Consider the following 26,789-nt stretch of genomic DNA (forward strand, 5'->3'; position numbering starts at 1 on the left):
AGCGTTTTACCAATTTCAATAATGAAGAAAGTCATATTTTTTTTACTGATAACCTTTACTTTAAGTTCTTTTACGGCACATAAGTTTTATGTGAGCGTCACTCAAATAGAGTATAATAAAGAACAAGAATCCTTGCAAATTATTACCAGAGTTTTTATTGATGATATAGAGAATGTACTGAAAGAAAGGTATAATGATGCTATACTATTGGATGTTAAAGGAGATGATCTAAAAATAAACGAATATTTTAAAAAGTATTTCACTCAAAAATTGAAAATCAAGGTAAATGATAAGGAAGTATCTTTTACGTTTTTAGGTAAAGAATATGAAGATGACCTTGTGGTGTGTTATTTAGAAATTGAGAACATCCCATCTCTAGAAACCATAGAAATCACTAATGAGATCCTAATGGATCTTTTCGAAGAACAACAAAATATTGTTCACGTAAAAAAAGAAAATCAACGGAAAAGTCTTATTCTGGAAAAGGGGAAGAGCGAAGGGCTGTTAAATTTTAGTAAATAAATCATTAAAATTTTAAAAAACAGTTATTTTGCACTTTCATATATATAACACATATCTCAAAATGAAAAAATTATTGTTCGTTCTTACAATGGGTTCTTTATTGGCTAGTTCAATAACGTATGCACAGAGTCAAGAAAAAACCAGGGAATTAGGTCATACCAATCAAAATAAATTTAAGCAGATGTACGAGGAGTTCGCTACTCCAAATATGTACAGAACTGCCTCGGGAGCTCCAGGTTCTGCATATTATCAGCAACAAGCAGATTATGTAATGGATATCGAACTTGATGATAAAAATAAAAAGCTTTCAGGTAAAGAAACCATTACTTATACCAACAATTCTCCCGATAATTTGGAGTTTCTTTGGGTACAATTAGATCAGAATATGCGTGCCAAGGATTCCAAAACTCCACTTATTCAAGGTGGCGGGATTGACCTTGCAAGTTCTCCAAAAGGTTTTCTAACAAAATATCTCGCCGAACCATTTGATGGTGGATTTAATATTACATCGGTTAAAGATGTTAACGGAAAATCATTAGAATATACAATTAACAGAACAATGATGAGAATCGAGATGCCAAAGGATTTAGAGCCTGGAGGTAAATTTGTATTTTCAATTGATTGGTGGTATAATATTAATGATCATGTAAACGGTAGAGGTCGATCTGGATATGAAGAGTTTGAAGATGGAAATAGAGCCTACGTGATTGCACAATTTTATCCACGTATGGCGGTATATAATGATGTAGAAGGCTGGCAAAATCATCAATTTTGGGGACGTGGAGAGTTTGCATTGCCCTTTGGTAATTTTGAAGTAAATATTACCGTTCCTGCAGATCATATTTTGGATGGAACAGGTGTATTGGTAAATAGAAAAGAAGTGTTTACCAAAGAAATGATGAGCCGCTATGAACAGGCGAAAAAATCATATGATGAACCTGTAGTTATTGTTACTCAGGATGAAGCAGTAGCCAAAGAGAATTCATTTTCAAAAAAGAAAAAGACCTGGAAATTAAAAGCAGAAAATGTGCGTGACTTTGGGTTTGCCACTTCTAGAAGATTTATTTGGGATATGATGGCTGTTAAGATAGGTGGAAAAGACATTATGGCGGTGTCGATGTATCCCAAAGAAGGAAATCCTTTATGGGAAGATTGGTCTACAAAAGTAGTAGCAAGTACCTTAAAGTCGTATAGTCGTATGACTTTTGATTATCCGTATCACAAGGCAATTTCTGTACATGCGAAGAATCAAGGAATGGAATACCCTATGATTTGCTGGAATTATGGAAGACCAAATCCTGATGGAACTTATAGTGACCGCGTAAAATACGGAATGATGAGTGTAATTATCCATGAGGTAGGACATAACTTCTTCCCAATGATCGTAAATAGTGATGAACGCCAGTGGACATGGATGGATGAAGGTTTAAACACTTTTGTGCAGTACGTGGCTGAACAAGATTTCGGGGAATGGTATCCAGCGGCACTAGGTAAAGATAAAGCATATCCGTCTAGACGAGGACCTGCAAAAAAGATTGTTCCTTACATGAGCGGAAACCAAGATCGTCTTTCGCCAATTATGACGCAGTCAAATAATATACATCAGTTTGGCCCAAATGCCTATGCTAAACCGGCTACAGGGTTAAATATTCTTAGAGAAACCGTAATGGGTAGAGATCTTTTTGATTATTCATTTAGAACCTATTCGCAACGTTGGATGTTTAAGCATCCAACTCCCGAAGATTTTTTTAGAACAATGGAAGATGCTTCTGCCGTAGATCTGGATTGGTTTTGGAGAGGTTGGTTCTATACAACCGATTATACAGATATAGGAGTAAGTGAAGTAAAGAAATTTGTGGTTTCTAAAATTCCTACCTTAGAATCACAAAAATTTGCGGCTAACGACAGAAGACTAAGATTTGCAAATCCGTCAGATCTTGTTGTTATGGTAGAAGAAGGAAGTGATGATTACAACAGGATTAAAGCCAATGATGGATTAATAGAAGAGGCGAGTAATCTAAAAGAATATTTGATGGATAATTTTTCTGAAGAAGAACGCGAAAGGATTAAGAATCCTAAATTCTTTTACGAAATTACTTTTGAAAAACCTGGAGGATTAGTCATGCCTTTAATCGTTGAGTATACATATGAAGATGGGAGTTCAGAAACAATAACGTATCCTGCAGAGGTTTGGCGTAAGAATGATGATAAGGTAAAAAAAGCTTTGGCATCAGAGAAAGCAATAACCAAAATTGTTGTAGATCCTAATGAAGAAACTGCAGATATCGATACATCAAACAACAGCTGGCCAAAGAGAAAGAAGTTAGGAAAGTTCGAACAATTTAAAAATAAAGTTAAAGGTCAGTAAAGTAACCAAATAGAAATAAAATTTTCATAAATATGCCATCCTGATACACAGGGATGGCTTTTCTTTTTAAGATATTCTATATATTTGTAGAGTTATGAGTATACTGCCTTTATTTATTAGCGGAACAGAAATAGCTTTTATCGTTTTTATACTGGTAATGGTTTTTGGTGCAGATAAAATTCCCGAGATAGCAAGAGGTCTGGGTAAGGGTATGCGCATAGTAAAGGATGCTACCAACGATATAAAAACCGAGATTACCAAGAGTGCAGAAAAGCACGGCTTGGATACTGATGTTACTTCTTCAATTACGTCAGACATTAAAAAGGAAATAGACCAGGTCAAAGATGATATCGATGATGTTACCGGGCCAATAAAACGTAAATTCTAGATCTTTGTTTTATTCTTATTAGGATTTTTGATATTTCTGCTTTTGTTTTTTAGATATTTCTTAAAAAATCACCATTTTTTTATAATTTTTTTAAGCGAGTTTGTTTTCCGAACAAACTTCAATGTTTATAAGGGTTTTGGGGAAATTTCAACCTTTAATCTAGTGCTATGCGAGCATAACATCTGGCTTTTTATTATCATTCTTTCAATAAATATTTGAAATATTTAAGATATATTTAATATATTAGCTATGAAACTAACTAAATGATAATTATTCTTATCTTTTAAAGAATTCGTCATTTGGAATTTTTACACACAAACTCATAAATCTTATTCTTAAAATGAAAAAAATTATTCTCTTCGTTTTTGGGTTACTTTTCGTACTTTCTTGTGAACAAGAAAACCCCAATGAAATCAATGATCAGACTCCAGAATCTTTTAATTCCCAGAAATTACTTTCTGTGGAAGAAGTCAATGCTTATATAGCAAAACAGCTCAAAACAAATGGTGATATAGCATGGTTAGATGCTCCGGCCGTAGTTTTATGGAGCGCTGCAATACATGGTGGTAAAATTTTAAGTGTTGGCTACGGAAACAAAGGAGAAAGCTTTTCTACAGCTCAGCGATCTCCAAGATTGACAAAAGCTAAAAATATGATATTTGATATAGTTCAAAAAGAAGAGCAAGCGAATAAGTCAAATATAGTAGTGAGTGATGACGATATTCTTAATGTTGTAGATATTCAGATCACTAAACTTGAAACGGTTATTGAATTACAGGCAGCCGATCAGATCAGATATATAGATCCAATTGGATACAACCTTTACTTAGAGGAAGCTAATATTCAGGAAAAGTCTGGCCTGGGATGTGATGAAAGTGGCGAAAATGTAAATAGTAATGATTATCGAGTGATTTCTCCCAATTCCTGGTTACCGTGGAATTTTGATATTCATAAAATACCTCAGGCATGGGGTTATAGTACTGGTTCAGGTATCACAGTGGGTCTTATTGATAGTGGTATATCAGCTAGTCAAAATCTATTAGGAAGTGGTTTTAATGATGGTGACTCGAATCAGCGAACTGTTGAGCGATATGGAACCTATATAGATTCACCCTGGTGGTGGTCTAATAATACAGATGGTCCTAATGATAAATGTGGTCATGGTACTTCTATGGCATCAGCAATAGCATCTCCTCGTAATAATGACTTTATGCCTGTAGGAGTTGCTTATAATTGTAATCTGGTGGCGTATCGTGGTACATCTGACGTAGTATTGAATGATTATCATGAACGTAAAGGAGTGAGCAATGCATTAAAAGCTTTAGGTAATAGAAATGACGTAAAGATTATTTCTATGTCTATAGGATATCCGTGGTCAATTGGTAATGTAAAAGATGCCGTAAAATATGCATACGGGAAAGGAAAATTGATTGTTGCTGCCGGAGGAACATCGACTACTTTTACCAATTGGTATGGAGTTATTTTTCCTGCTAGTATGAGTGAAACTGTAGCAGTGACCGGAATCAAGGATAATGGTTATAATCGTTGTAATATTTGCCATGATGGTAATAAAATCGATTTTACGATTGTAATGCAGCGGGCTGGAGATTCTAGTAGAAATGTTCCTGTTATTGGTTTTAATACAGGGGTTAGGGATTATGTTAGTGGATCGTCTGTAGCTACTGCAATGACTGCAGGAATCGCAGCTCTGGTGTGGGGGAGTAATCCTAATATGTCAAGAGATCAGGTGTTGGACAAGTTAAGAAGATCAGGACAGTTTTATCCTAATCGTAACAGTAAGTTCGGCTATGGCAATATTGATGCGCTCAAAGCAGTTCAATAAGTCAATATTTTGTAATTGAAATACAAAAAGGGAGCTTCTAAAGTTCCCTTTTTTAGGTTTATCTAACTCTGCTAATTGTCAATCCATCTCGTATGGGGAGCAATACCGTTTCAATTCTTGCATCTTCAACCAAAAGTTTGTTATATTCTAAAAGTGCTCTTGTAGAAGTATCCTCTTCATCAATTTTTTCGATCACTTTTCCACTCCACAGTACATTATCAGATAAAATAACACCACCTGCATTCATTTTGTTGATAATTAGTTCAAAATAGGTAGGGTAATTGGGTTTGTCGGCATCTATAAAGACCAAATCAAACCTCATATCAAGGTCAGGGATAATTTTTGTTGCATCACCAGTATATTGATAGATTTGTTTTCCATAGGGAGAAAGATCAAAATACTTTCGCTGAAAATCAACTAATTCTTCATTAATATCGATGGTACATAACTTACCATCTTTTTGCATACCTTCTGCAAGACATAATGCAGAATACCCGGTATACGTGCCAATTTCTAAGATATTCTTTGGATGAATAAGTTTGGATAACATGCTTAGAACTCTCCCTTGATAAGGGCCACTCAGCATTCGGGGCTGTAAGATTTTTTGATAAGTTTCTCGAGTTAGTTTTTGTAATAACTCTGGTTCTTTTTGAGTGTGATCTATTACATAATTATCTAAATTTTCAGGCAGGAATTGCATTTCTTTTTAAACACAAAGTTAAAGTTTTTCTTTTATTTGATGCTTCTTAAGAAAAAGGTCATCTCATTTGATGACCTTTAACATTGGAAAGTATTCTGCTATACAGGATCGTTCGGACCTAAACAAAAACAACCTTTACATGTTGTTCCTGGAGGACAATCACTATCTTTATGACATTCAATAACAGGAGGTCCACCTGCATTAATCGATTGTTGCTGATCTTTTTTTAGAATTCTTACTCCATTGAGTTCTGAAATTTTGTGTAACATATTTAATAATATTTAAATTATTTTTACCTGAACATTTTTAGACACTCAGGTTTTGTGTCTTAAATTTTTGGCAGGTTTTAATTATACATAAGTTAGTATATCTAAGTTTTATTTATTGAAACGTTACGTTAAAAAATCGTAATGAATTTTTTACAATATAAAAGTATCAAGTAGCTGGGTTTATTTTTTCTACCCAATTCTAATACGTATTTTTGAATCAAAACATTGAGAATGCAATTTGAAAATACCATAGAATTTGCTCAAAGACTGGATCAAGAAGATCAGTTAAGAAGGTATCGTGATCAATTTCTTTTTCCAAAAGTAAATGGAAAGCAAGTCATCTATTTTACCGGAAACTCTTTAGGGCTTCAGCCTAAAAACGCAAAGCAATATGTTGACGAAGTAATGCGGGACTGGTCTGAGCTAGCTGTCGAAGGGCATTTCTATGCAGAGAAACCCTGGTGGGATTATCATGAACGTTTGGCACAACCTCTTAGTAAAATTGTAGGAGCAAAACCTGAAGAAATTACTGTAATGAATACATTAACAGTAAATCTTCATTTATTGATGGTTTCTTTTTATCGACCAACCGGGAATCGATATAAAATCATTTGCGAAGAGAAAGCTTTTCCCAGTGATCAATATATGCTTCAAAGTCAAGTAAAATTCCACGGATATAACCCTAAGGATGTTATAGTGGAAATTAAAAAACGTGAAGGAGAACACAATTTCAGAATCGAAGATATTCTTAACACGATTCAGGAGATAGGAGATGAATGTGCGTTAGTATTAATTGGAGGGGTGAATTACTATACCGGTCAGGTATTCGACATGAAGACTATTACCAAAGCTGGCCATGATATTGGTGCTTTTGTAGGGTGGGATCTTGCACATGCTGCGGGTAACATAAAGCTAGATTTACATGATTGGAATGTGGATTTTGCAGCCTGGTGTAGTTATAAATATATGAATAGCGGTCCTGGGAATGCTTCAGGATGTTTCATTCATGAACGGTTTCATAACAAACAAGATATTCCCAGATTTGAAGGATGGTGGGGTACCAGTAAAGAAACTCGCTTTCTTATGAAACCCGAATTCGAACCTATGCCCAATGCGGATGCATGGCAGTTAAGTAATGCCCCAATATTAGCCATGGCGCCATATCTAGCTTCTTTACAGTTATTTGAAGAAGTAGGTATGGATGCATTAGTACAGAAAAGAGATCTAATTGTTTCCTATCTCGAATTTGTTTTAAAAGAAATCGACAAAGAAGTAGAAAGTAGCTTTGAAATTATTACCCCCTCAAATCCCAAAGAAAGAGGTACCCAACTTTCTGTATTTTTACACGGCGAAGGGAAAAAACTTTTTGAGTACTTGATGAAAAATGGGGTAATTACAGATTGGAGAGAACCTAATGTGATTCGTTTGGCTCCAGCTCCGTTCTACTGCTCTTTTGAAGACATGTACAATTTTGGTCAAATTCTAAAAGAAGGAATTCTCAAAAAAACCAGTCAATTGTCTAATTAGTCGTTGATAATTGATTATATGTTGAAGGGGATACCCCAGCATACTTTTTAAATTGTCTTGAAAAATAGGAGGGATCGTTGAAACCACTTAGATACATCACTTCTGTAATAGAGATTTCGTTATTGTCGAAACATTCCTGGGCTTTTTTTATTCTAAATTCATTTAGAAAATCAATAAAATTTCTATTCGTTGCAGTTTTGAACACTCTACAAAAAGAATTTGGGGTTAATCCAAGTATTTTTGCCAAGTTCTCAGAACGTACTTCTTTAGCATAATGATCATTCACATATTGGTATACTTTTGAAATTCTTTCAAATGAATGTTTATTAATATCCAAAGATAATGGAGCTTTACGTATAGTTCTTTGATTTTTAGAGAAAGAAAGCTGATGTAAGATGTCTATAAAGTTTAATAATTTCTCTGTATCGTTTTGTTTATTAAATTTCAAAAACTGAGACCGAAGTTTTTTATGACTTTCAGAAGAAAATATAATTGCGTTGCATGACCTTTTTATAAACGCTGTTAGGGTATCAAATTCTGGAAAATGAGCCAACTTTTCCGTAACAAAACTTTCAGGAAATTGAATGACCACTTCTACGTTATTTTTAAATTCTTTATTTCCAAACGGCATATGTGGTATGTTGGGACCTAAAAAAACTAATAAACCATTGTCGTAATTTTCATGATGAGAATCTATTTGAATACTTCCCGAACCACTCTTTATAAAAACTAGTTCATATTCGGGATGAAGATGCCAGCTTACAATATTGCAATGAGATTTGTTGGTATAACTCTCAATCTTTAAAGATTTAGACTGTTCTAGATAGATTTGTTCGTATGAAATCTGCATATAACAAAATTACCATTTAATTTTTTATTTATCATTTTTAATGAATAATTTGCCTTAAAATTTGAATATTTTGTTCTAATAACCAGAAGATTATGTTTTTACTTTTGAGGTTTATATTAAATGTTATAATTCATTAGAATGAATTCCTTACAATTGATCCTAACAAGACTTCGTTATTTTGGACCGGCTTGGGTGTTTGCTTCATTAAATATCATAGTAGGGACATGGGTACTTTATATTCCAGGAGTAAAAGAAAGGTTAGCTATCGACGATGCCCAGTTAGGGGTTGCTTTATTTTGTTTTGCATTGGGTACTTTAGTGATGATTCCGTTATCCTCGATTCTTATCAAAAAAATTGGAGTAGGAAGGGTTACCCTTTTTTCGATTATTACTTTTTCTATTTTATTTTTTGCACCGATAATTGCACCTAGCTATGAATTACTATGTATGTCTCTATTTATTGCCGGATTATTGGGGTGTTCGACCGATATTGCCATGAACGCACTAGTATCAGATATTGAACAGGAAGATGAAGTACATTTTATGTCTGCATCTCATGGTTTCTTTAGCCTTGGTGGAGTTATTGGTGCTGGTATTGGAAGTTTTCTTATTGTTTATATCGAGGTTCCGGTATTTCATATGGTGTATGTATCGATTTTTGTGATTATTACAAATTTACTATTTGCCAAAGCTTATTTTTCTGTTAAAGGAAAACGAGAGGAAGAAAAAGGGGAAAAGAAACTAAATTTTATAAAGTTATTAAGACCACTGTTTGGTCTTACCGTTATCGCTTTTTTAATTATGGGAAGCGAAGGTGCTATCGAGCATTGGAGTAAATTATATCTTCAGGATATAGTGGCTGTGACATCAGAAAAGGTTTCTGGGTTTGGTTTTGTAGCCTTTTCTGCCACGATGACGATAGGAAGGTTTCTGGGAGATGAAATTAGCAAGCGATTCGGATCACTCCCTATTATCATTGGTGGTTGCATGATTAGTAGTATAGGTTTTTTAGCAGTGTTGGTATCCCAAATAGCAATAACTATTACAGGCTTTGGATTAGTAGGCTTAGGTTTTTCGGTAATCATCCCAGAACTTTTCAGATTAGCGGGCAAAGCCAAAGGAATTTCTTCAGCCGAGGGAATTTCATTTGTGGCTGGTTTTGGGTATTTAGGTTTTTTGTTAAGTCCACCTGTTTTAGGATTTCTATCCAAGATAGAGAGCTTACGGCTAAGTTTTATTCTTTTATTATTAGGAACAATTTTAGCCATGACTATTACTTTTTTTCTCAAAAAGCGAAGAGAATAGGTAATCAGTCCATTATCCTTTTCGGAAACAATAATTTCCTAAAGATCATCTAACCCGTTATGCATTTTGGAGTGCACATCAAAAAAGCGTCAATTCGAGTGGTTTTTCATAGAAATCGAACTGACGAATTTTAACCTAAAAAAATAAAATCCACAACGGGTTAATCTAGGATATTCATTTCGTGATGACTTGTATGTTAGTAAAATGAAGTGTCCAATCTCCCTCGTTACGTTTATGAGTTTTGGCTATCTTGATTCCATTAAAATTTTCGTAATCTTCCCATGATGTAGTTAAAGATGGTTCTTCTGCATTTTTCTGCCGATACACCCATTCTATGATGATAAAATCTCCTTCAAAATAGAAATCATAAGCATCACCTGGAGTATAGCCTCCTTCATTATTATAAATAATAGTTAATTTTTGCATCTCCTTTCCGCTTATTGGTGCAACAGATTTTACATAGTGTTTAGAAGCGAAACTTTTTATGTCCCAAACCAGGTTGAAAGGGGCTAATAACCAATATTTATCATTTACAAAACCCTGATCAACTCTTAGAGAAAGACTATCAAGTTTAGTTCTGTCATAAGTGATAGTATCTTTCTCGTTAATCATAGTGACTATATTTTCTTTAGGTTTCCAATTCCAGGAACGCTCGAAGTGAGTAGTATCTTTATCTACATTAAATGTAAACTTTATTTCCTTTACCTTATCCCAGTTTTTTATCCCATTTGCATAGGCTATAGCTTCTGCTGTAGTGGTTATTTTTTCCCTGGTTTTAGAAATGTTTTTAGGATCTCTTACTTCTACTTCATCTTCGTATTGATTTTGTTTTTTGGTTTCTTTTTTGCAAGCAAAGCACACCAAAGAGATAGCTGCAACAAGGATTAAATTTTTCATTTTAGGTTAGTTTTTAGCTAAAGTATAAAAAGAAGGATTTTACTAATATAGATTAACATGGTTTTAGGTTTTAGTTGTCATTATTTCTGAAATTTTGTCGGTTTCTTTGTAACATTAATTAGATGGTATTGATTTTGAAATAACCATTTACACTATTAATTTTAAAATAATTATGTTATGAATGAACCAGTTAAGTTAAGATTAGTAGAGGTGAAGAATGGGAAATATAAATTAGAGTATCCTAACCTTTCAGTTCCTATTGAAATCAACGAACACCTTTTTCAAAAGTTTTTGTCAAGTAGTGAATTCATGATCGTAGGAGATAGTCATAAGTTTCCTGTCCTTCGATCTTCATTTAATTCGGTTGCGAAACACCATATGAGTGCATAAAAAAAGCTTCCATAAGTGGAAGCTTTTTAAGTACATATAAGGAATAAGGATTATTCTACAATAAGTGTATACTGCGGTGTTTTATTCAAAGGGCAAAAGTACGTATACGTTCCTTTTTGCAAGGTTACTGTATTAGAGCTTTCTGTTTTTCCTTCTGCAACTATTTTAGTTACGTAAGCCGCTTTAATGTGATTTTTGGCATCAGCAGCATCTTTTCCTTCAGGAACTAATACAAAACCTACATCTACACCGGCATTGTTGTTGGTAATATTAAAGATGTAGCTACCTTCAGATAATTTTACTTCTTTTTGGGTAAACTCGCCTTTAGTTTGTTCTAAAGAGACAGTTTTTACCTCTTGAGCCTGAGCACTAAAAGTGATTGCTAAAATAAAAGTGAATAATGTGATTAACTTTTTCATGATATTGATATTTATATAATAGTTTAATTTTTTTAGAAAGATTACAGAAAATGGAAAGACGTCTTTACTTCGTCCATGGTTACTTATAAAAGGGTATTCATCTTTTTTGGTAACACTTATGCCGATACGGTTTCTAGTGATGGTGCAACTGGAAAGTCAATAGGGATTTTTGTAACGTTATTTATGTAGTTTGAAATCGTTTTATCTCCTATCAATGCGATCGTATCAATTAAATTACCTTTGGTATATCCTACAGTAAAGAAATTTTTGACCACGTTTTGATCTGCTTTACCTCTGTTTTCTGTTACGTTTTTTGCTAATTTTGCCAGGGCATCTAATTTGGTATTAAATGAAGCATTTCCTGATCTTAATTCTAAAATTTGTTCCTCTGTAAATCCATTCATTTTACCTATAGCTGTATGAGCAGATAAACAATAAAGACAGTCATTAACTTGACTAACGGCTAAATTCACAACTTCTTTCTCTTTTACAGAAAGTGATGTTTTTGCATTTGCAAAGTTTAAGTAGTTTTCTAATGCTGTATCACTATGTGCATAGCTTGCATATAAATTGGGTACAAATCCTAGGGCTTTATTTAAATTGTCAAAAATGGCTTGATTGTTTGCGCTTACTTCTTCTCTTGTTGGTACATTAAATGTGCTCATAATTTTAATTTCTTATTGTCCTGCATTTATGTGAGAACATGTTAATACTGGTTTTGATCTTATTGAATTATTTATTTTAAATTTCCTGGTGTAAAGATCCGACAGAAACTAAGGTGGTAAAATGATTATTTTTCCCGAATACTTGTCAAAATTTCCCGATCCTTTATTTTACCTCTTTATCAGAGGTTTTTGGCATCACAATAAAAATCATGAATACTTTTTTGTTCACAATGTTTTTTGGGATTCATCGAGTTTACAATTCGTCTTTTTCCATGACTAAAAATTTCGATTAAATTGAAAATTGATTTGTTCTGTATTGTCATCTTATAATTGTTTTAAATCTTGTCTTGAATTCGTTTAAAGACCTATTCGTAATAGTTATAATTGTACAGTACAAAGATGCAGCAGAAATCAAGGTGAAGAAATGACGGTTTTTCCCGAGGACTTGTCAAAATTTCCCGAATAAAGGAGACTGTTTAAAAGAATTAGAACGTAGTTACTCCTAATTCTAATTTCTAAGTAATTTGCTTGTCAGTATTTAAATTTAAAAGATACCTTAGCTTTACAAGAAATAGGAGACCTTTTAATCCTTTTAGATTAAAGTTAAGGTATGGTTAGAGAGTGGATGTATATGCGGTTAGAAGAATTTGATTTCTTTACGTTCCATCCAAAGAATAATTGCACTAAATACAAAAGTAGAAACTGCAGTAATGAAGAGCACGCCGCTATCATTATTAATTTCGATACCTAATTTGGTCAAATGCATCATTATGGCTCCACCGATAATTCCTAAGGCAAGCATGGCTCCTATCCAGCTAGTTTTTGGTATCAAGAGCAAAATTCCTGCAATAAGCTCTGTGATTCCAGTGGCAATTCTCCCATAGGGTTCTAGGCCAACTTTGGTAAAGATGTACACGCTATCAGGATGTGCAGTAAACTTAAATCGAAGGGTTTGGATTAATATGATTGCGACGAGAATACGAAGTAATAGGGGTAATTTTTTTTTCATATTGACATTTGCTTGTGTTTGCGTTTATTAGTTTCTAAAAATCAATAGAGAGCACACTGGGTAATGAATCTATTTTTCCGTTAAATGTATTTTTTCGTGAAGTAATATATAACTCTTCGAGATTATTATCTTTCCTGAACTGATTAATTAATTCTGGAAGTTTTTCATTTAAATAATTTTCAAAAGCTTTTACACTAGTGCTCCGATTTGCGCCTTTACGTATGGTTTTTAAATATCCTGCTTTGGGTACCTCGAGGTTACTTATTTCAGAAAGAAATAGTAAGTAACTGTTATTTTCTTTAGCTTTTCTAATCTCTATTCTAAAATTAATACCATCTGCAGAAATCAAACTGTCATTAAAACTACTAAAATTATTAGTGTAAACGACTTCTTCGCCTTTGTGGTTAAGATATACGGTTTCTAATTGATCCTCGTAAATGATCTGTGCAGTACCTATTGAAACTGTAAAAAATATAATAATTAATATAATCAATTTAATTTTGTTGATCCTAACTTTCATACCCATATAATTTCTTTTGATCCCATAGTTGTAGGGATATGATTTAATGATTCGGTTCATTTTATAACACAAAATTGAGGCAGAAATAAATACAAAAACATAACGTATATTTCCTTACTGTTGTCAATATTTCACTTCGAGTTCTGGTTTCAACCGTTTCTTGAACTCTGATGGAGAAAGAGACGTATGTTTTTTAAATAATCTGCTAAGATGCGATGCATCATCAAAACCTATCTCGTAGGCAATCTCTTTAGCAGTCTTATTTGTATATATAAGTAGGCGTTTGGCTTCCAAAATTATCCTATCATGAATAATCTTTAATGGACTTTTATCAAATTTAGCAAAATTATTTGACAGCGTCTTTGGTGACTTAAACAATTTTTCAGCATAAAATCCAACAGAGTGTTCTTTTCTAAAATTGAACTCAACCAAAGCATTAAATTCTCTAAATATATCTACTTGATCTTCAATCTTATCAAAGTTATCTTGTTGTATAATAAGACGAGTAGTGGTAATAATAAATCTCGCCATCAGCATACGAAGCATTTCGGCTTGTATAGTGTCTACAGTATCCAATTCCTCTAAGAATATCTGATGAAACAGATCTAGTTTGTTTCTGTTTTTTTCATCCAGTTCTATAATTGGGATCATACTGTTGCCATAAAAAAGTACGCCCATGCAACTTACTTGTTTATCGTGATCTTTTATACAATAAAATTCTCGATTAAATTGATAAACAATAAGATGGTTGCCACCTATAAACTTGAAATACTGATTAGGGGTAAGGACTATAATTTTATTCTTTTGTGCAGTTACAAGAATACCATCTACTTCTATATTGACTTCAGATTCTTTCACCCAAATAAATGTATACAATCCTATTACTTGCGAGGTCGTATATGATTGTAATAGCTCTTGATCGCCAATTTTTAGTAATGCAGCTGTAGAAAATTCTTTAAATTCCTTAATCATAATGCATTAGTCGTTCCTGTAAGCGCTTTATTACAATAGTAGCTTAGGATCTCTCTTTTTTCTTCCAGTTCTTTTTATGTATACTGTAAATATTGAATACACCATCTAAATTTTTTTTCAAATCATTTCTGGCACTATTCAACGGCAGTACCTTTAGTATCCATTTCTGAGAACTCGTCAACATTTTCTTCTTTAAACAGATCCATCCAAACATTAAAATCATTAGACTCTAACAACCAAAATTTCAATCTTTGAGTCTCTTGGTTGGTGATCAGATATTTCATGAAAACACTTTAATGTATAATAACTTATAAAATAAATTTATGAACAGCATCATAAATATAAATAATAGATAATCCAAGTTAGTATGATTTTTGATCCATTTTTTTGAAAAACTAACTTAAAATATTGAAAATCATGACCAGCACAGAAAGACACATTAAACTTATTGAAGGTAATTTTTCTCCGTTCGAGGCCGCGGATGTTCTATTTTCATTGATAGCCAACAAAATAAAATTTCATAATCTTCAAATGTTACAAACAAAAAAAGGAGTTGACCCCGATAATTTACATTCTGCAAAACGAATCTCAGAACTAAAACATGAAAAAAATGTAATACGGGATATGATCCTAAAAGCTCGGGATGAGGGATACGAATTAGAGATTTACGGGTCGGTAGAGATCAAAATGAAAAAAACACGGTAGACTACATGTAAAATAGGGCTAGAATATCATCGTTCCGGAAGCAGACAGCAATTTTTTAAACTCAAGTGACCATAAACCAAATTAAAATAGGCAACGGGAGAGTATACTATAGTTGAATAGAAATTTACTTTTTTTTGGATTGATGTTTCGTTTTTTTTAAATAAACTAGAAAAGACAAAATCAATAGCGAGGAAGCTAATCCAAATCCCACCACGCCAATATTAAGTCCAAATATGGTTTTTTCACTTCCGTCAAGATATTTCATAGAGCCCCCGTAAAGATCCTGTAAAGAAAAGGCAATCAAAAAACTTCCGGTAATAATTAGACTTAGAATTGTGCTTAATAGTACATTTTTTTTCTTCCAAATCAACCACAAACACAAAACCCCAATAGTGGTATTAGTGAGCAATTGCCACACCTCGTGAATTTTTACATGTGGTGTCCAATCAGGATTAAAAACATGCGTGTCATTAATCTCTAGAAAAGGCACTACTATGGCATAAAGGACTACACTAAAAGTAACCGCTGTTTTTTGCAGTACAAATTTATGTTTCATAATGATTTAGTATCCTTTTTCCTTCATTTTTTGTTCGAATTGTTGTCCGATTTTTTGCCCCCATGCCTGACCAACCTGCATGGATTCTTGCATGATTAAGGGTGTATTTTTGGCAAATTTTTGTCCTACTGGTGTTTCATAAAAACTAATAAGCTTTTCTAGATCATCTTTGGTCATATATTTTTTATAAATAGGGGCTAACATGATCACTAGATCATCTAATGAAGTTTGTAAAAAATCCTGTTCGAATTCGTCCCAAACAGACGCATCAACATTGGTATATTGTTTCTTATACATGTCAAACATTCCTTTTATGGCAGTGCTATAAGATTCTTCAGTACCTGATACCTCGAACATTGTTTTTAATACACTATCATATTCGGCATCTTCTTGTGCAAAAGATGTAGAGATGAATATTAAAAAGGCAAAAAGGAGTAAAAATGTTTTTTTCATCATGTTGTGTTCGTTTATATTTTAGTGATATACAAAACTACAGTTTTTATATTCAATGAGTTTTGATGACAAAGAAGCTCATGAAAAATTAACAAAATCTGTTAGGATAGCATGACAAATATCATTGTTATTCTCCTGTTTTTTAACGTTTTTCATATAAAAATCAATTCATGTGGTTTGTAGTATTCTTTATCTTATTTCTGGTGCTGATTCTTTATCTATTGTTGATTCCGATTATTGTAAATATTAATACTAATCAAAATCAATATGAAATACGGTTACATAATATAGTAAAGGCAACTATTGAAGAACACGAAGAAGAACTATTAAGAATAAAATTTAAAATTTTCTTTTTTTCTTTTTACTTCTATCCGCTTAAAAAAATACGAAACGATAAAAAGAGCAAAAGCGCAAAGGAATCTACTACCAAAAGCAGAAGAAAATTTAGCATCAGCAAAATGATGTCGATGTTAAAATCTTTCAAAGTAAGAAAAGTATTGATCGATATGGATACAGGAGACAATGTTCTCAATGCAAAACTGTATCCATTTTTCGGATTTCTAAATTATTATTTGGGAACATTCAATATCAATTTTGAAGGAAGAAATCAATTGGTACTGCAGATACAGAATAGGCCAATTCATATTATTAAATCATTTATAAACAAGTAAAACGCACAATCATGGAATTACATTTTGAAGAATTATTAGGACAAATCACTGATTTTATAAAAAGTGAAGCAAAAACAGAGACCGTTGTTGGAGAACAATTCGACTTGGGAGAATTTAAATGTGTACCGGTTATTAGAGTGGGTATGGGATTTGGTTCTGGAGGAGGAGAAGGTTCAGAATCAAAAGCTCGAAAAGGACAAGGTGGTGGAGCCGGTGCCGGTGTTGGAATTGAACCTATAGGGTTTTTGGTGGCCAAAGGAGATGAGATATCATTTCTCGCCGCCGGAAAAACACGTGGATTAGCTGCTCTATTTGAAAAAGTACCAGATATGATCGAAACTTTTGCCAAAACCCGAGCTAAAGAAGAAGAGACTGTTTAAAATATGTCCTGCAAAGCTAATTAAAGGCTTTGCAGGACATATTTCTATGTATTCTGGTTTGGATATAGCATTGTACATTCATTAGCGAATCGACTAAGATTTTCAATAGTGAGTTTTTATTGTATTGTTTCTATATGTTTCATTTCATGATCTATGAGCCACTGTTTTCTTTCGATACCACCACCATAACCTTTTAGATTTCCATTTTTACCAATAACACGATGGCAGGGTATAACAATTGCAATTCTGTTAAAGCCATTAGCTTTGGCCACTGCTCTAATCGCTTTCGGGTTATGAATGTTATTGGCCTGTTGTTGATAGGTAGAAGTTTTTCCATACGGGATTTTCAATAAACTCTGCCAAACCAAATTTTGAAAATCTGTACCAGGAGTATGCAATGAGACCTCAAAGATTTGTCGTTTACCGTTAAAGTATTCAGTAACTTCTTTTTTAATCTGCCTGATATGCTCATTTTCGCCAGTAATGATTTTGGCGTTTAACAATTTTTGAAGGTCTTTAAACTCGGTCTCTAACATTCTTCTATCTACAAATTCTAGAAGGCAAATACCTTGATTGGTTGCACATGCAAACATAGGGCCAAGAGGAGTGGTGAAGCGGTTGATTAAAATAATCGTCTTCTCAATACTTTTTAGCGGAGATTTACCCATAAGTTTCTTGTACGTATACCCAAATCCACTTAAGGATTCGTATCCCGTATCAAATGCCGCAACGGTTGCGTTCTTACCCTGTTTTAGTTCTTGAAAAGCATTATTTATACGATACATTCTTTGGTATGCATGAAAAGTTATTTCATAGTTCTTTTTAAACCATCTTCGTACTATTTCGGGACTAATTTTATTTTCCCGAAGGCGATAGTCTGAAATCTTCTCTTTTGGATTTGCTTTTACCATGTTGATTGCGGCTTCAACTTGTTTGGGTGCCTCATTGGCATTTTCAGTGGGTTTACATATTTTACACGGCCTATATCCGTTGTCTAACGCTTCCTTGAAAGTCGTATAAAATTCTACATTTTCTTTTTTGGGTTTTCTTGCACGACATGTTGCAATGCAAAAAACCGAGGTTGTTTTTACACCAACATAAAAGATACCGACAAAGCTTTTTTCTCTGCTCAGGAGCGCTTGGTAATACGTATCTATTTTTTTCTTTTCGGTAATCAACATATCAAAAAATAGGAGTAAAAGATTTTTGTTTCAAGATAGTGTTTATTGTCATTTCAACACCATTGTATATATAATCAAATAAAAAATTTCCCATACTAATACGTTTTACGCCTAAGCTAGTCAAAACCTCAAAATCTGGTAGATCCGGCATGCACATCACATTAATAGGTAAATGAGTGTCTTGCACTACATTTTTTATATCATTTTCTTGTGTAATACCAGGAATAAAAATACCATCTGCTCCAGCATTTTCATAGCATTTACTTCTTTTTTTTGTTTCTGAAAGGGGACTGGCCTGATTTAATAAAAATGAGTCAGTTCTGACATTTAGAAATATATTGATGTTCTCTTTTGTGCATTGATTTTTTATTTCGGAAATTATTTTTGAAAACTGCCCTGCAGGAAGTAATGTTCGTTTTTTGCCAATGATACTGTCTTCAAGATTTATTCCTACTACTCCCAAGCTTATCAATCTTTTGATATTACTCATAATTTCTGAAGGATTATCGCCGTATCCTGATTCTAAGTCCACCGATAAAGGAATAGAGGTGTTATTTTTAATGCGTTTCACTATATATTCTAGTTCAGAAAAATCCATTTCTTCTCCATCTCGATATCCAAGCATAGCGGCAATAGCAGCACTTGATGTACCAATGGCTTTGAAGTTTAGTTGTTCTGCAATTTTTGCACTAGTTACATCCCAAACATTGCAGATAAGCAATGGACTGACCTGTTGATGTAGATTTTTAAAGTTCATCATTTGTAGTTTTTACGCAAAGTACAGGAGATGAAATTTGGGATGCAACCGAAAAATAGACAAGTATTTTTTATTTGTCCAATAGATGATTTTTTAAAAGTTTTTTAAGTAATTCTGTCCATCCATTTTCGAAGTTTTTGATATCAAAGTCAGTGTTATCTTGTGGGAATGTTGCGATTCCACTGTGGGTTAGCTTTACACGTGTTTTGTTTCCTTCTTTATAAAGATCAAACGTGACCAGAGAATAACCCTCAAGATTTTCATATTCCCAACTATATTGTAATCTTTTATGAGGAACCACTTCGGTGATTTTGCATAGATGTAAATAATCATCCCCTTTTACTCCCTGCCCTGTAAATTGAAATTCAAATCCTACTTCGGCTCTAAACTCAGAGAGATCGAAGTACCATTTTTTCATTTCGTCCTTATCAGTTAATGCTTTCCATACTTTTTCTATAGAAGCATCATAGATTTCTTCAACAACTACTGTTTTCATCTTATTTTGTATTTTTTGTCGCTTGTGACATTTTATTTCCTGGTAGGTTTTAAGGTGTTTTTGGGCTGTTTTCTACCACCTGTTTAAGGGCTTGTAACTTTTTAGTCCAAAAGATGCTAAATTGCTCGGTCCATTGGTGCACTTCATTAAGCTTTTCGAGTTTTGCTTCACAGATTCTTTCTCGTCCTTCTTGGCGTATAGAAACAAGATTACATTGCTCAAGAATTTTTATATGCAATGAAACGGCTTGTCTGGTTATCTCAAAGTTTTCTGAAATAGTATTAAGATTCATACTTTGAGTCGCTAATAAGCCAATTATTTTCCTCCTGGTTGGATCTGCAATGGCTTGAAATACGTCTCTTTTTATTTCCATTCTAATTTTATGCAAGTATTTGCTTGCAAATATAAGCGCAAGTATTCACTTGCGCAAATTTTTAAGTAACATTAAATTTATGCAAGTGGCTAATTATTCTTTTATGTACCATTTAATTGCGAAAGATCCCTGACCATGACCAAGTATTTTACCTGTAATCATATTTCGCATCATAGTGTCTGATTTTCCGTTACTAGCAGCAATAAGGGACCACTCAAGATTTTCTTTAAGCTTCATGGTTTGCGTATCAAAATTAGGCGTTTGTCCAATGATTGGATCTATCTGGGCAAAGACAATCGTATCACTTAAAATAGTAAGGAATTTGGCATCGGTAAAGTGTTCGACTTTTTTGGTGGGCTCATCTTTTCTTTGTGATGACCAATAAATACGTATTTTTTTTCCTGATTTCACCGCTTTAATCAGATTGTCGATATTACCTTCAATTATTTTTCCATTTTTATCGTTATGATAGATAAGTTTCCAAGTATCATTAGTTTGCCCCATTGAGTTTAATGATAAGAACATTGATAAGATAAAGAATGAAACCTTTTTCATGATTGTATTTTAATAACTCAAATTGTCCTTTTAATACTGAATAAAAGATTTATGCTCATAGCACCACGCCCACCGCTCGTTGGGTTCTGCAGATATTACCACTCTATGTTCGTTATGTATTTGATAATGCTGACTTGCATGCTTATTTAGTGACGAATCACAACAGAGTGTAACTCCGCATTCCTGACAGGTACGTAGATGCACCCATGAATCGCCAGTTTTGATACATTCTACACATTCATAACTATCACCTTTCTTGACATTGTTTGTGTCAAAACCTTCAAGATGCTCGCATATTTTGGTTCTCATTTTCATAATTAGATATTGTAACTTTAATGATCAAATCTTTTAAATGAGATCCTGAATCAACACTTCAGCAAGCTCAGGATGACAAGTTTATCATGAACATTAACAAAGGTTATAATTCCAGTTAAATTTCAGCCAAATATTCATGAACGAACTTAATGGCCATAGCGCCTTCACCAACGGCAGAAGCAACTCTATTCATTGCGCCTGCGCGTACATCTCCCGACGCAAATATACCCGGACTACAGGTTTCAAGTAAAAAGGGTTCCCGATTTTTTTTCCAAATCTTTTTGAAGTTCTCATATCGAGTAAGGTCTCTACCGGTTTCAATAAATCCTCTTTCATTTTTTATGATATCCAATTCAATCCAATCGGTATAAGGACGTGCACCGATAAAAATGAATAGCGCGTCTGCTGGTACTTTTTTTGTTTCCAAGGTTTCACGATTAGTAAGCTCTAATTCGGTAAGCCGTTCATCTTTTCCAGATGCTTTGGTTATATTAGTATGTCCAAGTAAAATTATATTATCTATAGCATCAATTTGATCGATGAGATAACTCGACATACTACTCCTTAGATCTTTTTTACGAACAACTATGTACACGTTTTTGGCAAATTTAGAAAGATATACTGCAGATTGACCTGCAGAATTGCCTCCACCAACAATATAGACTTCTTTATCTGTACAAGCCTGTGCCTCTGTCATAGAGGAACCGTAATAAATTCCTGCCCCGGTAAAGTTCTCTATACCTTCAGCTTCAAGTTTTCTGTAGTTCACACCGGTCGTGATCACCACGCTTTTGGTACTTATACATTCTCCGTTGCTAAGAATAATACTTTTATAACCATCTTTTTCTGAGATAGAAGTAACTTCCTGCGGCGATAGAAATTCTATCCCAAATCGTTTAGCTTGCGTGATAGCTCTGTGGGTTAATTCCTGGCCACTTAAACCATTAGGAAAACCAAGGTAATTTTCTATCCTCGAGCTTGTTCCCGCCTGTCCACCAGGAGCGTGTTTCTCGATGAGTAACGTTTTTAATCCTTCAGAACCGCCATATACAGCAGCAGCAAGTCCAGAAGGTCCTGCACCAATGATCACTACGTCATATAAATTGTCTTTAGGGTGTGCATTTAATCCTAAGGCTGATGCCAGTTCTATGATATCTGGATTTTTAAAACAGCTACCATCTTGCAGTGATACGACAGGCATATCTTTTGGGGTGAGATGATAGAGTTGAATGAGTTCTTGAGCCTTTTCACTTGTTTCTGCATCTAACCACTGAAAAGGAAATAGATTGGCAGACAAAAAATCTTTGATATCATGTGATTTTGGCGAAAACTGATATCCAACTACCTTGATGCCATCAAATTCTGGCCGAAAATCTAATTGCCAGGCATCTAGTAAATCGTTAAGTGTTGGATATAGTTTTTCTTCAGGAGGATTCCAGGGTTTAGTAAGATAATAGTCCAATTGCACATCGTTAATCGCCTTAATTGCTGCATCGGTATCAGAATATGCTGTTAACAATACTTTTTTAGCTTCTGGGTAGTGTTTTTTGGCTTCCGAAAGAAATTCTACACCTAACATTTCTGGCATGCGTTGATCTACCAAAAACAGCGCAATTACTTCATTTTTCTTTTTCAAATCAACCAAAGCTTCCAATGCATCATTGGCAGAAACGGTGCTCATGATCCGATATTCCTTGCGATATTCAGATTTTAAATCTCTGGTAACAGCACGCAGTACCTGAGGATCATCATCTAGCGTAAATATGATGGGTTTTTTCATTTTTTTTGAGTGAGTTTACATGATAACCTTAAAAATCAAAATTATTGGGATCTGGTCCAATGCGTTCATTTTTATCTAAGGAGTCAATGTGTTTCATATCTTCTTCAGATAATTCAAAATCAAATAGATCTGCATTCGATTTAATGCGTTCTTTTTTTACTGATTTAGGGATGGTAATCACTCCTTTTTGGAGATCCCACCTGAGCACAATTTGGGCGACTGTTTTCTTATACTTCTTTGCCAAATTATCTAAAATTGGCAGTTCGAAGATTTTTCCCTGCATCATAGGAGACCATGCTTCATATTGGATTTTGTGTTGGTGACAAAAGTCGATTAAATTCTGCTGAACTAAATAAGGATGAAATTCCATTTGATTTACCATAGGTACCATTTCAGTTTGCTCCATTAGATCTTCCAAGTGATGTTGCATAAAATTACTTACACCAATAGCACGAATTCTTTTATCTTTATATAATTTCTCTAAAGCTTTCCATGTATCAACATACTTACCAGCTACCGGCCAATGGATTAAATAAAGATCCAGGTATTCTAGTTGTAAACGCTTTAGACTATCATCAAATGCTTGTAAGGTATTTTCATACCCCTGATCATCATTCCATACTTTACTTACCACAAAAATATCTTCTCTGGGTATTGCACTGCTATCTATTGCCTTGCCTACGCCTTCTTCATTTCTATAAATACTTGCGGTATCGATATGTCTGTATCCTGTTTCTAATGCCCAATGGATAGCATTGATCACCTCTTGATCATTATCTGCTTGATACACGCCTAAGCCTAGGTAAGGCATATGAACACCATTATGCAGCTGAAATGTTCCTTTTATATCTGAAATTTTTCTCATTATGGTTAATTTAAGATATCGGAAGACATACCGTAAAAGTGGTCTCTTCTTTTGTAGATGTTACTTTTATATCTCCGTTATGTTGGTTAATTATTCGTTGTACGACTTCAAGTCCCATTCCAGTACCTTTTCCAATACTCTTGGTTGTGAAAAAGGGATCAAAGATTTTTCCTAAGTTTTCTTCACTAATTCCTTTTCCATTATCAGTAATGTTAATTTTTATAGAATTTTTGTCTTTACTGGTCCTAATTTTTAAGGTTCCAGATTGGTCCATTGCATCTATGGCATTATCCATTAAGTTGGTCCATACCTGATTAATCTCACTAACAAATATTTTTGGTTTAGGAAGATTTTCTTGAAAATTCTTCTCTACAATGATATTCTTCTTCTTTAATTTATGATTAAGCATGGTAAGCGTGCTTTTGATCCCCAGATGAACATCTGTAGCTACTTTTTCGGGAGCACGATCCATATGCGTATAACTTTTAATAGATTGTACCAGACTGGAAATCCTGTCTGATGCTTCTTCAATTTCGTCTACTATTTTTTCGGTAGTCAGTACATTTTCTATCCACTCAATAGCATGAGGAAAGTTATGATCTCCTGTAGCGTTATGAATTTCTTCCATAGCCGGAATACCCATACAGAAATCTAATAATGTTTCAGTAAGTTCAAAAGCATTTTCAACTCCATGATTCTCTAGCCATTCTTCCAGTTCATCCTCTTTTTCATTTCGTTCAGTAAGTTTCATGTTATTTTCCGGGCGGTTGGTAATCTTCTCGAAAAGAACATCATTTATGGTATTCACTTCTTCTTCAGAAGCTTTAATTGAGATGATCCTTTTAAATTTCTCAGGGACATTGCCGAGATGTTTTTTCAACGCCTTAGAACTTCGTAGCATTGCCGAAGCAGGATTATTCAGCTCATGAGCCAACCCTGCAGATAATTTTCCTAAAGCCATCATTTTTTCTGACTGCACATTGTTTTTTGTAAATTCTCGTACTCTTGAGGTCATGTTATGCACCAGGCTTTCGGTAAGTTCATAATGATTGCTAATCATTTCCCGAAAAAAAGATTTGTCCAAAAATAACACTTGGGCATTCTCAACAACTTCTCCATATCCCATCGCAGAGCTCATTCTTGAGAACGGAAGCAACCCGGAGATTCCATTCTTTTTAATTTGGCCAATCACTTTATAATTACCATTTTGTTCGAATTTTATATCAATTTTACCTTGCAGGATAATGGACAGTTGATCAATGGTATCTCCCTTCTTAAAAATAAACTCTCCTTGTTTATAAGTTTGAATTTCTGATTTATCGATCAGCCATTGCAATTGTTGACTAGGGACATTGCTAAAATCTGGTATTTCTTGAAGAATGTGCGCAGTGAGTTTCATCTGTTTAAAAATAGGTAATAAAAATCCACCTTGCAATACGTATAAATGCTACAAGTCTTAAGATTTTTATAAAATTGAAAGAATATTGAATAATTATGGCTTGTTCAAAAGAGATTTTGTTTCCTGTTCTGGTTTTGCATACTGAAAGCGATCTATCAAAGTGGGTAAAGCATAGCCGTCTAGCCCAATACAAGATACAGTTTTGGCTTTGTCAAGTTGTACCCAACCATCATCATGCATGATACTTTTATCAAGGTGTATATTTTCTATCGCTCCAATAATTAAAATAGTATCATTCTCTTTAATTAAATATTCGTTTACATATTTACACCCCAGTTGTATAGGACTATTTTGCACATAGGGTGCATAGAAGTCATTTAGATATTCTTCTTCAAGTTCAGTTTTATCAAATTCAGAAATGTGTTCATCATACCTGGAAGCAGTATGATGTGCGTCTTTAATCATAGATTGATGAACTTGATTTACTGTAAAAAAACCTGTGTCTTTAAGGTTTTTGTAGGTATTTCTTGGTACTGTTGTTGGTCTCAAAACAAAACCCAACATAGGTGGATTGCTACCTATATGAATTATAGAGTTAAAAATAGCTACATTAGTACTACCATTTTTACTTTTGGTAGCCAACAAATTACAGGATTTATAACCGGTACAACTATTAATAAGATTGGCCCTATATCTTGAAGGCATTTTATTAAGATCATCTAAGGTAAAGTAATTCATATATATCTTATATTTAGCATTCAATCTAAAGTGATAATATTTCAAAACTAATCAATCTGTGTAAAATGTCTGAAGAATTCAAGGAATATTTTGAAACCAATAAACAAACATGGAACGAAAAAGTAGGCGTTCATGCTGCAAGCGATTTTTATGATTTGAATGCCTTTAAAAAAGGTAAATCATCATTGAATAAGTATGAACTAGAAGCTTTGGGAGATGTCTCTGGTAAATCATTATTACATCTACAGTGCCATTTTGGTCAGGATACGTTAAGTTGGAGTAGGATGGGAGCTCAATGTACTGGGGTTGATCTTTCTGAAAAAGGAATCAGATTAGCAAAACAGTTAAATTCTGAATTGGGATTGGATGCTAATTTTGTAAGTTGTAATGTGTTGGATACTTCTTTCTATGTTAAAGATCTATTTGATATTGTATTTACAAGCTACGGGGTGATCGGTTGGTTACCAGATCTTAAACCGTGGGGTAATATGATCGCCGAGCGATTAAAACCGGGAGGAGTTTTCTATATGGTAGAGTTTCATCCTATTGTTTGGATGTTTGATTATCTTGAAAAAGAACCTATGATGAAATATGGGTACTATCAAAAAGACGTGATTTATGAAGAATATCAAGGAACTTATGCAGATCAAAACGCTAAAATGATTAGCAAAGAATTTGGTTGGAACCATGGATTAGGGGAGGTGGTATCCTCATTATCAGCGGCAGGACTTACTATTGAGTATTTAAAAGAGTACGATCAATCTCCTTATGAAATATTTCCTGGATTAATCGAAAAAGAAAAAGGAATGTTCGAAACCAGAGACAAATTGTATCCATTACTCTTTGCGATAAAAGCTAAACTTTAGTAGGGAGTAAGTAGTAGGTAGTAGGTTTTTGCTAATTTCGGAATCCACTAATCGC

General features: G+C 33.8%; 33 protein-coding genes. 11 read left to right on the forward strand and 22 right to left on the reverse strand.

Going from position 1 to position 26,789, the window contains the following annotated elements:
- Positions 1-21: 21 nt before the first annotated feature.
- The 4 genes from ACFSJT_RS09075 to ACFSJT_RS09090 all read left to right on the forward strand — a co-directional run bounded on the left by ACFSJT_RS09075 (position 22) and on the right by ACFSJT_RS09090 (position 5,121).
- The gene (locus ACFSJT_RS09075) at positions 22-522 is read left to right on the forward strand and encodes a DUF6702 family protein (protein ID WP_378319942.1); all 501 of its coding nucleotides are present in this window, start codon (positions 22-24) and stop codon (positions 520-522) included.
- Positions 523-583: 61 nt separating this feature from the next.
- Positions 584-2,890, forward strand: a complete 2,307-nt coding sequence (locus tag ACFSJT_RS09080; protein ID WP_378319943.1) for a M1 family metallopeptidase — start codon at positions 584-586, stop codon at positions 2,888-2,890.
- 94 nt (positions 2,891-2,984) lie between these two features.
- Complete coding sequence (locus ACFSJT_RS09085; protein ID WP_378319944.1) at positions 2,985-3,278, forward strand: Sec-independent protein translocase subunit TatA/TatB; 294 nt, start codon at positions 2,985-2,987, stop codon at positions 3,276-3,278.
- Positions 3,279-3,618: 340 nt separating this feature from the next.
- Positions 3,619-5,121, forward strand: a complete 1,503-nt coding sequence (locus ACFSJT_RS09090) for a S8 family peptidase (RefSeq protein WP_378319945.1) — start codon at positions 3,619-3,621, stop codon at positions 5,119-5,121.
- A gap of 58 nt (positions 5,122-5,179) precedes the next feature.
- On the opposite strand, the gene ACFSJT_RS09095 is transcribed toward ACFSJT_RS09090, so the two are convergent.
- Complete coding sequence (locus ACFSJT_RS09095) at positions 5,180-5,821, reverse strand: O-methyltransferase (RefSeq protein WP_378319946.1); 642 nt, start codon at positions 5,819-5,821, stop codon at positions 5,180-5,182.
- A gap of 98 nt (positions 5,822-5,919) precedes the next feature.
- Entirely contained in the window at positions 5,920-6,090 is a 171-nt protein-coding gene (locus tag ACFSJT_RS09100; RefSeq protein WP_378319947.1) for a hypothetical protein, read from the reverse strand.
- Positions 6,091-6,321: 231 nt separating this feature from the next.
- On the opposite strand from ACFSJT_RS09100, the gene kynU reads away from it, so the two are divergent.
- Positions 6,322-7,617: a kynureninase gene (gene kynU / locus ACFSJT_RS09105; RefSeq protein ID WP_378319948.1), complete on the forward strand. Its 1,296-nt coding sequence runs from the start codon at positions 6,322-6,324 to the stop codon at positions 7,615-7,617.
- Here the strand turns inward: kynU and ACFSJT_RS09110 are convergent.
- Positions 7,610-8,467 (reverse strand): AraC family transcriptional regulator, encoded by an 858-nt coding sequence (locus ACFSJT_RS09110; RefSeq protein WP_378319949.1) that lies wholly within the window; start codon positions 8,465-8,467, stop codon positions 7,610-7,612. The two genes, kynU and ACFSJT_RS09110, sit on opposite strands and share 8 nt — an antisense overlap.
- 138 nt (positions 8,468-8,605) lie before the next feature.
- Here ACFSJT_RS09110 and ACFSJT_RS09115 point away from each other — a divergent pair, with 138 nt between their 5' ends.
- A complete protein-coding gene (locus ACFSJT_RS09115; RefSeq protein ID WP_378319950.1) occupies positions 8,606-9,772 on the forward strand; it encodes an MFS transporter in 1,167 nt (388 codons plus the stop codon).
- 174 nt (positions 9,773-9,946) lie between these two features.
- Here ACFSJT_RS09115 and ACFSJT_RS09120 read toward each other — a convergent pair whose 3' ends face one another.
- Positions 9,947-10,669, reverse strand: a complete 723-nt coding sequence (locus tag ACFSJT_RS09120) for a hypothetical protein (RefSeq protein WP_378319951.1) — start codon at positions 10,667-10,669, stop codon at positions 9,947-9,949.
- 177 nt (positions 10,670-10,846) lie between these two features.
- On the opposite strand from ACFSJT_RS09120, the gene ACFSJT_RS09125 reads away from it, so the two are divergent.
- Positions 10,847-11,059, forward strand: a complete 213-nt coding sequence (locus tag ACFSJT_RS09125) for a hypothetical protein (RefSeq protein ID WP_378319952.1) — start codon at positions 10,847-10,849, stop codon at positions 11,057-11,059.
- A gap of 50 nt (positions 11,060-11,109) precedes the next feature.
- Here ACFSJT_RS09125 and ACFSJT_RS09130 read toward each other — a convergent pair whose 3' ends face one another.
- From ACFSJT_RS09130 to ACFSJT_RS09155, 6 genes are all read right to left on the reverse strand, one after another.
- A complete protein-coding gene (locus ACFSJT_RS09130; protein ID WP_378319953.1) occupies positions 11,110-11,478 on the reverse strand; it encodes a cupredoxin domain-containing protein in 369 nt (122 codons plus the stop codon).
- 116 nt (positions 11,479-11,594) lie between these two features.
- Positions 11,595-12,143, reverse strand: coding sequence for a carboxymuconolactone decarboxylase family protein (locus ACFSJT_RS09135; RefSeq protein WP_378319954.1), 549 nt, complete (start codon positions 12,141-12,143; stop codon positions 11,595-11,597).
- 637 nt (positions 12,144-12,780) lie between these two features.
- Positions 12,781-13,152 carry a DoxX family membrane protein gene (locus ACFSJT_RS09140; protein WP_378319955.1) on the reverse strand — a complete coding sequence of 124 codons (372 nt, stop codon included), beginning with the start codon at positions 13,150-13,152 and terminating at the stop codon, positions 12,781-12,783.
- A 34-nt stretch (positions 13,153-13,186) separates the two neighbouring features.
- Positions 13,187-13,732 (reverse strand): hypothetical protein, encoded by a 546-nt coding sequence (locus ACFSJT_RS09145; protein ID WP_378319956.1) that lies wholly within the window; start codon positions 13,730-13,732, stop codon positions 13,187-13,189.
- 63 nt (positions 13,733-13,795) lie between these two features.
- The gene (locus ACFSJT_RS09150) at positions 13,796-14,644 is read right to left on the reverse strand and encodes a helix-turn-helix domain-containing protein (protein ID WP_378319957.1); all 849 of its coding nucleotides are present in this window, start codon (positions 14,642-14,644) and stop codon (positions 13,796-13,798) included.
- Positions 14,645-14,778: 134 nt separating this feature from the next.
- Positions 14,779-14,928, reverse strand: coding sequence for a hypothetical protein (locus tag ACFSJT_RS09155; RefSeq protein ID WP_378319958.1), 150 nt, complete (start codon positions 14,926-14,928; stop codon positions 14,779-14,781).
- 133 nt (positions 14,929-15,061) lie between these two features.
- Here ACFSJT_RS09155 and ACFSJT_RS09160 point away from each other — a divergent pair, with 133 nt between their 5' ends.
- Positions 15,062-15,349: a hypothetical protein gene (locus ACFSJT_RS09160; protein WP_378319959.1), complete on the forward strand. Its 288-nt coding sequence runs from the start codon at positions 15,062-15,064 to the stop codon at positions 15,347-15,349.
- Positions 15,350-15,473: 124 nt separating this feature from the next.
- Here ACFSJT_RS09160 and ACFSJT_RS09165 read toward each other — a convergent pair whose 3' ends face one another.
- Complete coding sequence (locus tag ACFSJT_RS09165; RefSeq protein ID WP_378319960.1) at positions 15,474-15,905, reverse strand: hypothetical protein; 432 nt, start codon at positions 15,903-15,905, stop codon at positions 15,474-15,476.
- A 6-nt stretch (positions 15,906-15,911) separates the two neighbouring features.
- A complete protein-coding gene (locus tag ACFSJT_RS09170; RefSeq protein WP_378319961.1) occupies positions 15,912-16,361 on the reverse strand; it encodes a DUF2059 domain-containing protein in 450 nt (149 codons plus the stop codon).
- Between the two features lie 167 nt (positions 16,362-16,528).
- Here ACFSJT_RS09170 and ACFSJT_RS09175 point away from each other — a divergent pair, with 167 nt between their 5' ends.
- Positions 16,529-17,029, forward strand: coding sequence for a hypothetical protein (locus ACFSJT_RS09175; RefSeq protein WP_378319962.1), 501 nt, complete (start codon positions 16,529-16,531; stop codon positions 17,027-17,029).
- A gap of 11 nt (positions 17,030-17,040) precedes the next feature.
- The gene (locus ACFSJT_RS09180) at positions 17,041-17,409 is read left to right on the forward strand and encodes a GerW family sporulation protein (RefSeq protein ID WP_378319963.1); all 369 of its coding nucleotides are present in this window, start codon (positions 17,041-17,043) and stop codon (positions 17,407-17,409) included.
- Positions 17,410-17,525: 116 nt separating this feature from the next.
- On the opposite strand, the gene ACFSJT_RS09185 is transcribed toward ACFSJT_RS09180, so the two are convergent.
- From ACFSJT_RS09185 to ACFSJT_RS09230, 10 genes are all read right to left on the reverse strand, one after another.
- Complete coding sequence (locus ACFSJT_RS09185; protein ID WP_378319964.1) at positions 17,526-18,590, reverse strand: bifunctional transcriptional activator/DNA repair enzyme AdaA; 1,065 nt, start codon at positions 18,588-18,590, stop codon at positions 17,526-17,528.
- A gap of 1 nt (position 18,591) precedes the next feature.
- Complete coding sequence (locus ACFSJT_RS09190; RefSeq protein WP_378319965.1) at positions 18,592-19,347, reverse strand: isocitrate lyase/PEP mutase family protein; 756 nt, start codon at positions 19,345-19,347, stop codon at positions 18,592-18,594.
- Positions 19,348-19,417: 70 nt separating this feature from the next.
- The gene (locus tag ACFSJT_RS09195; RefSeq protein ID WP_378319966.1) at positions 19,418-19,843 is read right to left on the reverse strand and encodes an SRPBCC family protein; all 426 of its coding nucleotides are present in this window, start codon (positions 19,841-19,843) and stop codon (positions 19,418-19,420) included.
- 49 nt (positions 19,844-19,892) lie between these two features.
- Complete coding sequence (locus tag ACFSJT_RS09200; RefSeq protein ID WP_378319967.1) at positions 19,893-20,216, reverse strand: ArsR/SmtB family transcription factor; 324 nt, start codon at positions 20,214-20,216, stop codon at positions 19,893-19,895.
- 93 nt (positions 20,217-20,309) lie between these two features.
- Positions 20,310-20,771 carry a hypothetical protein gene (locus ACFSJT_RS09205; protein ID WP_378319968.1) on the reverse strand — a complete coding sequence of 154 codons (462 nt, stop codon included), beginning with the start codon at positions 20,769-20,771 and terminating at the stop codon, positions 20,310-20,312.
- Positions 20,772-20,801: 30 nt separating this feature from the next.
- Entirely contained in the window at positions 20,802-21,080 is a 279-nt protein-coding gene (locus tag ACFSJT_RS09210) for a ubiquitin carboxyl-terminal hydrolase family protein (RefSeq protein ID WP_378319969.1), read from the reverse strand.
- Positions 21,081-21,201: 121 nt separating this feature from the next.
- Positions 21,202-22,866, reverse strand: a complete 1,665-nt coding sequence (locus tag ACFSJT_RS09215) for an FAD-dependent oxidoreductase (protein ID WP_378319970.1) — start codon at positions 22,864-22,866, stop codon at positions 21,202-21,204.
- A 28-nt stretch (positions 22,867-22,894) separates the two neighbouring features.
- Positions 22,895-23,731 (reverse strand): aldo/keto reductase, encoded by an 837-nt coding sequence (locus ACFSJT_RS09220; RefSeq protein ID WP_378319971.1) that lies wholly within the window; start codon positions 23,729-23,731, stop codon positions 22,895-22,897.
- A 10-nt stretch (positions 23,732-23,741) separates the two neighbouring features.
- Positions 23,742-25,130, reverse strand: a complete 1,389-nt coding sequence (locus ACFSJT_RS09225) for an ATP-binding protein (protein ID WP_378319972.1) — start codon at positions 25,128-25,130, stop codon at positions 23,742-23,744.
- Between the two features lie 93 nt (positions 25,131-25,223).
- Entirely contained in the window at positions 25,224-25,868 is a 645-nt protein-coding gene (locus tag ACFSJT_RS09230) for a flavin reductase family protein (protein WP_378319973.1), read from the reverse strand.
- 65 nt (positions 25,869-25,933) lie between these two features.
- On the opposite strand from ACFSJT_RS09230, the gene ACFSJT_RS09235 reads away from it, so the two are divergent.
- The gene (locus ACFSJT_RS09235) at positions 25,934-26,734 is read left to right on the forward strand and encodes a class I SAM-dependent methyltransferase (protein WP_378319974.1); all 801 of its coding nucleotides are present in this window, start codon (positions 25,934-25,936) and stop codon (positions 26,732-26,734) included.
- The last annotated feature ends 55 nt before the right edge of the window (positions 26,735-26,789 follow it).

This window comes from Aquimarina celericrescens (assembly GCF_042682765.1).
Classification (GTDB): domain Bacteria; phylum Bacteroidota; class Bacteroidia; order Flavobacteriales; family Flavobacteriaceae; genus Aquimarina; species Aquimarina celericrescens.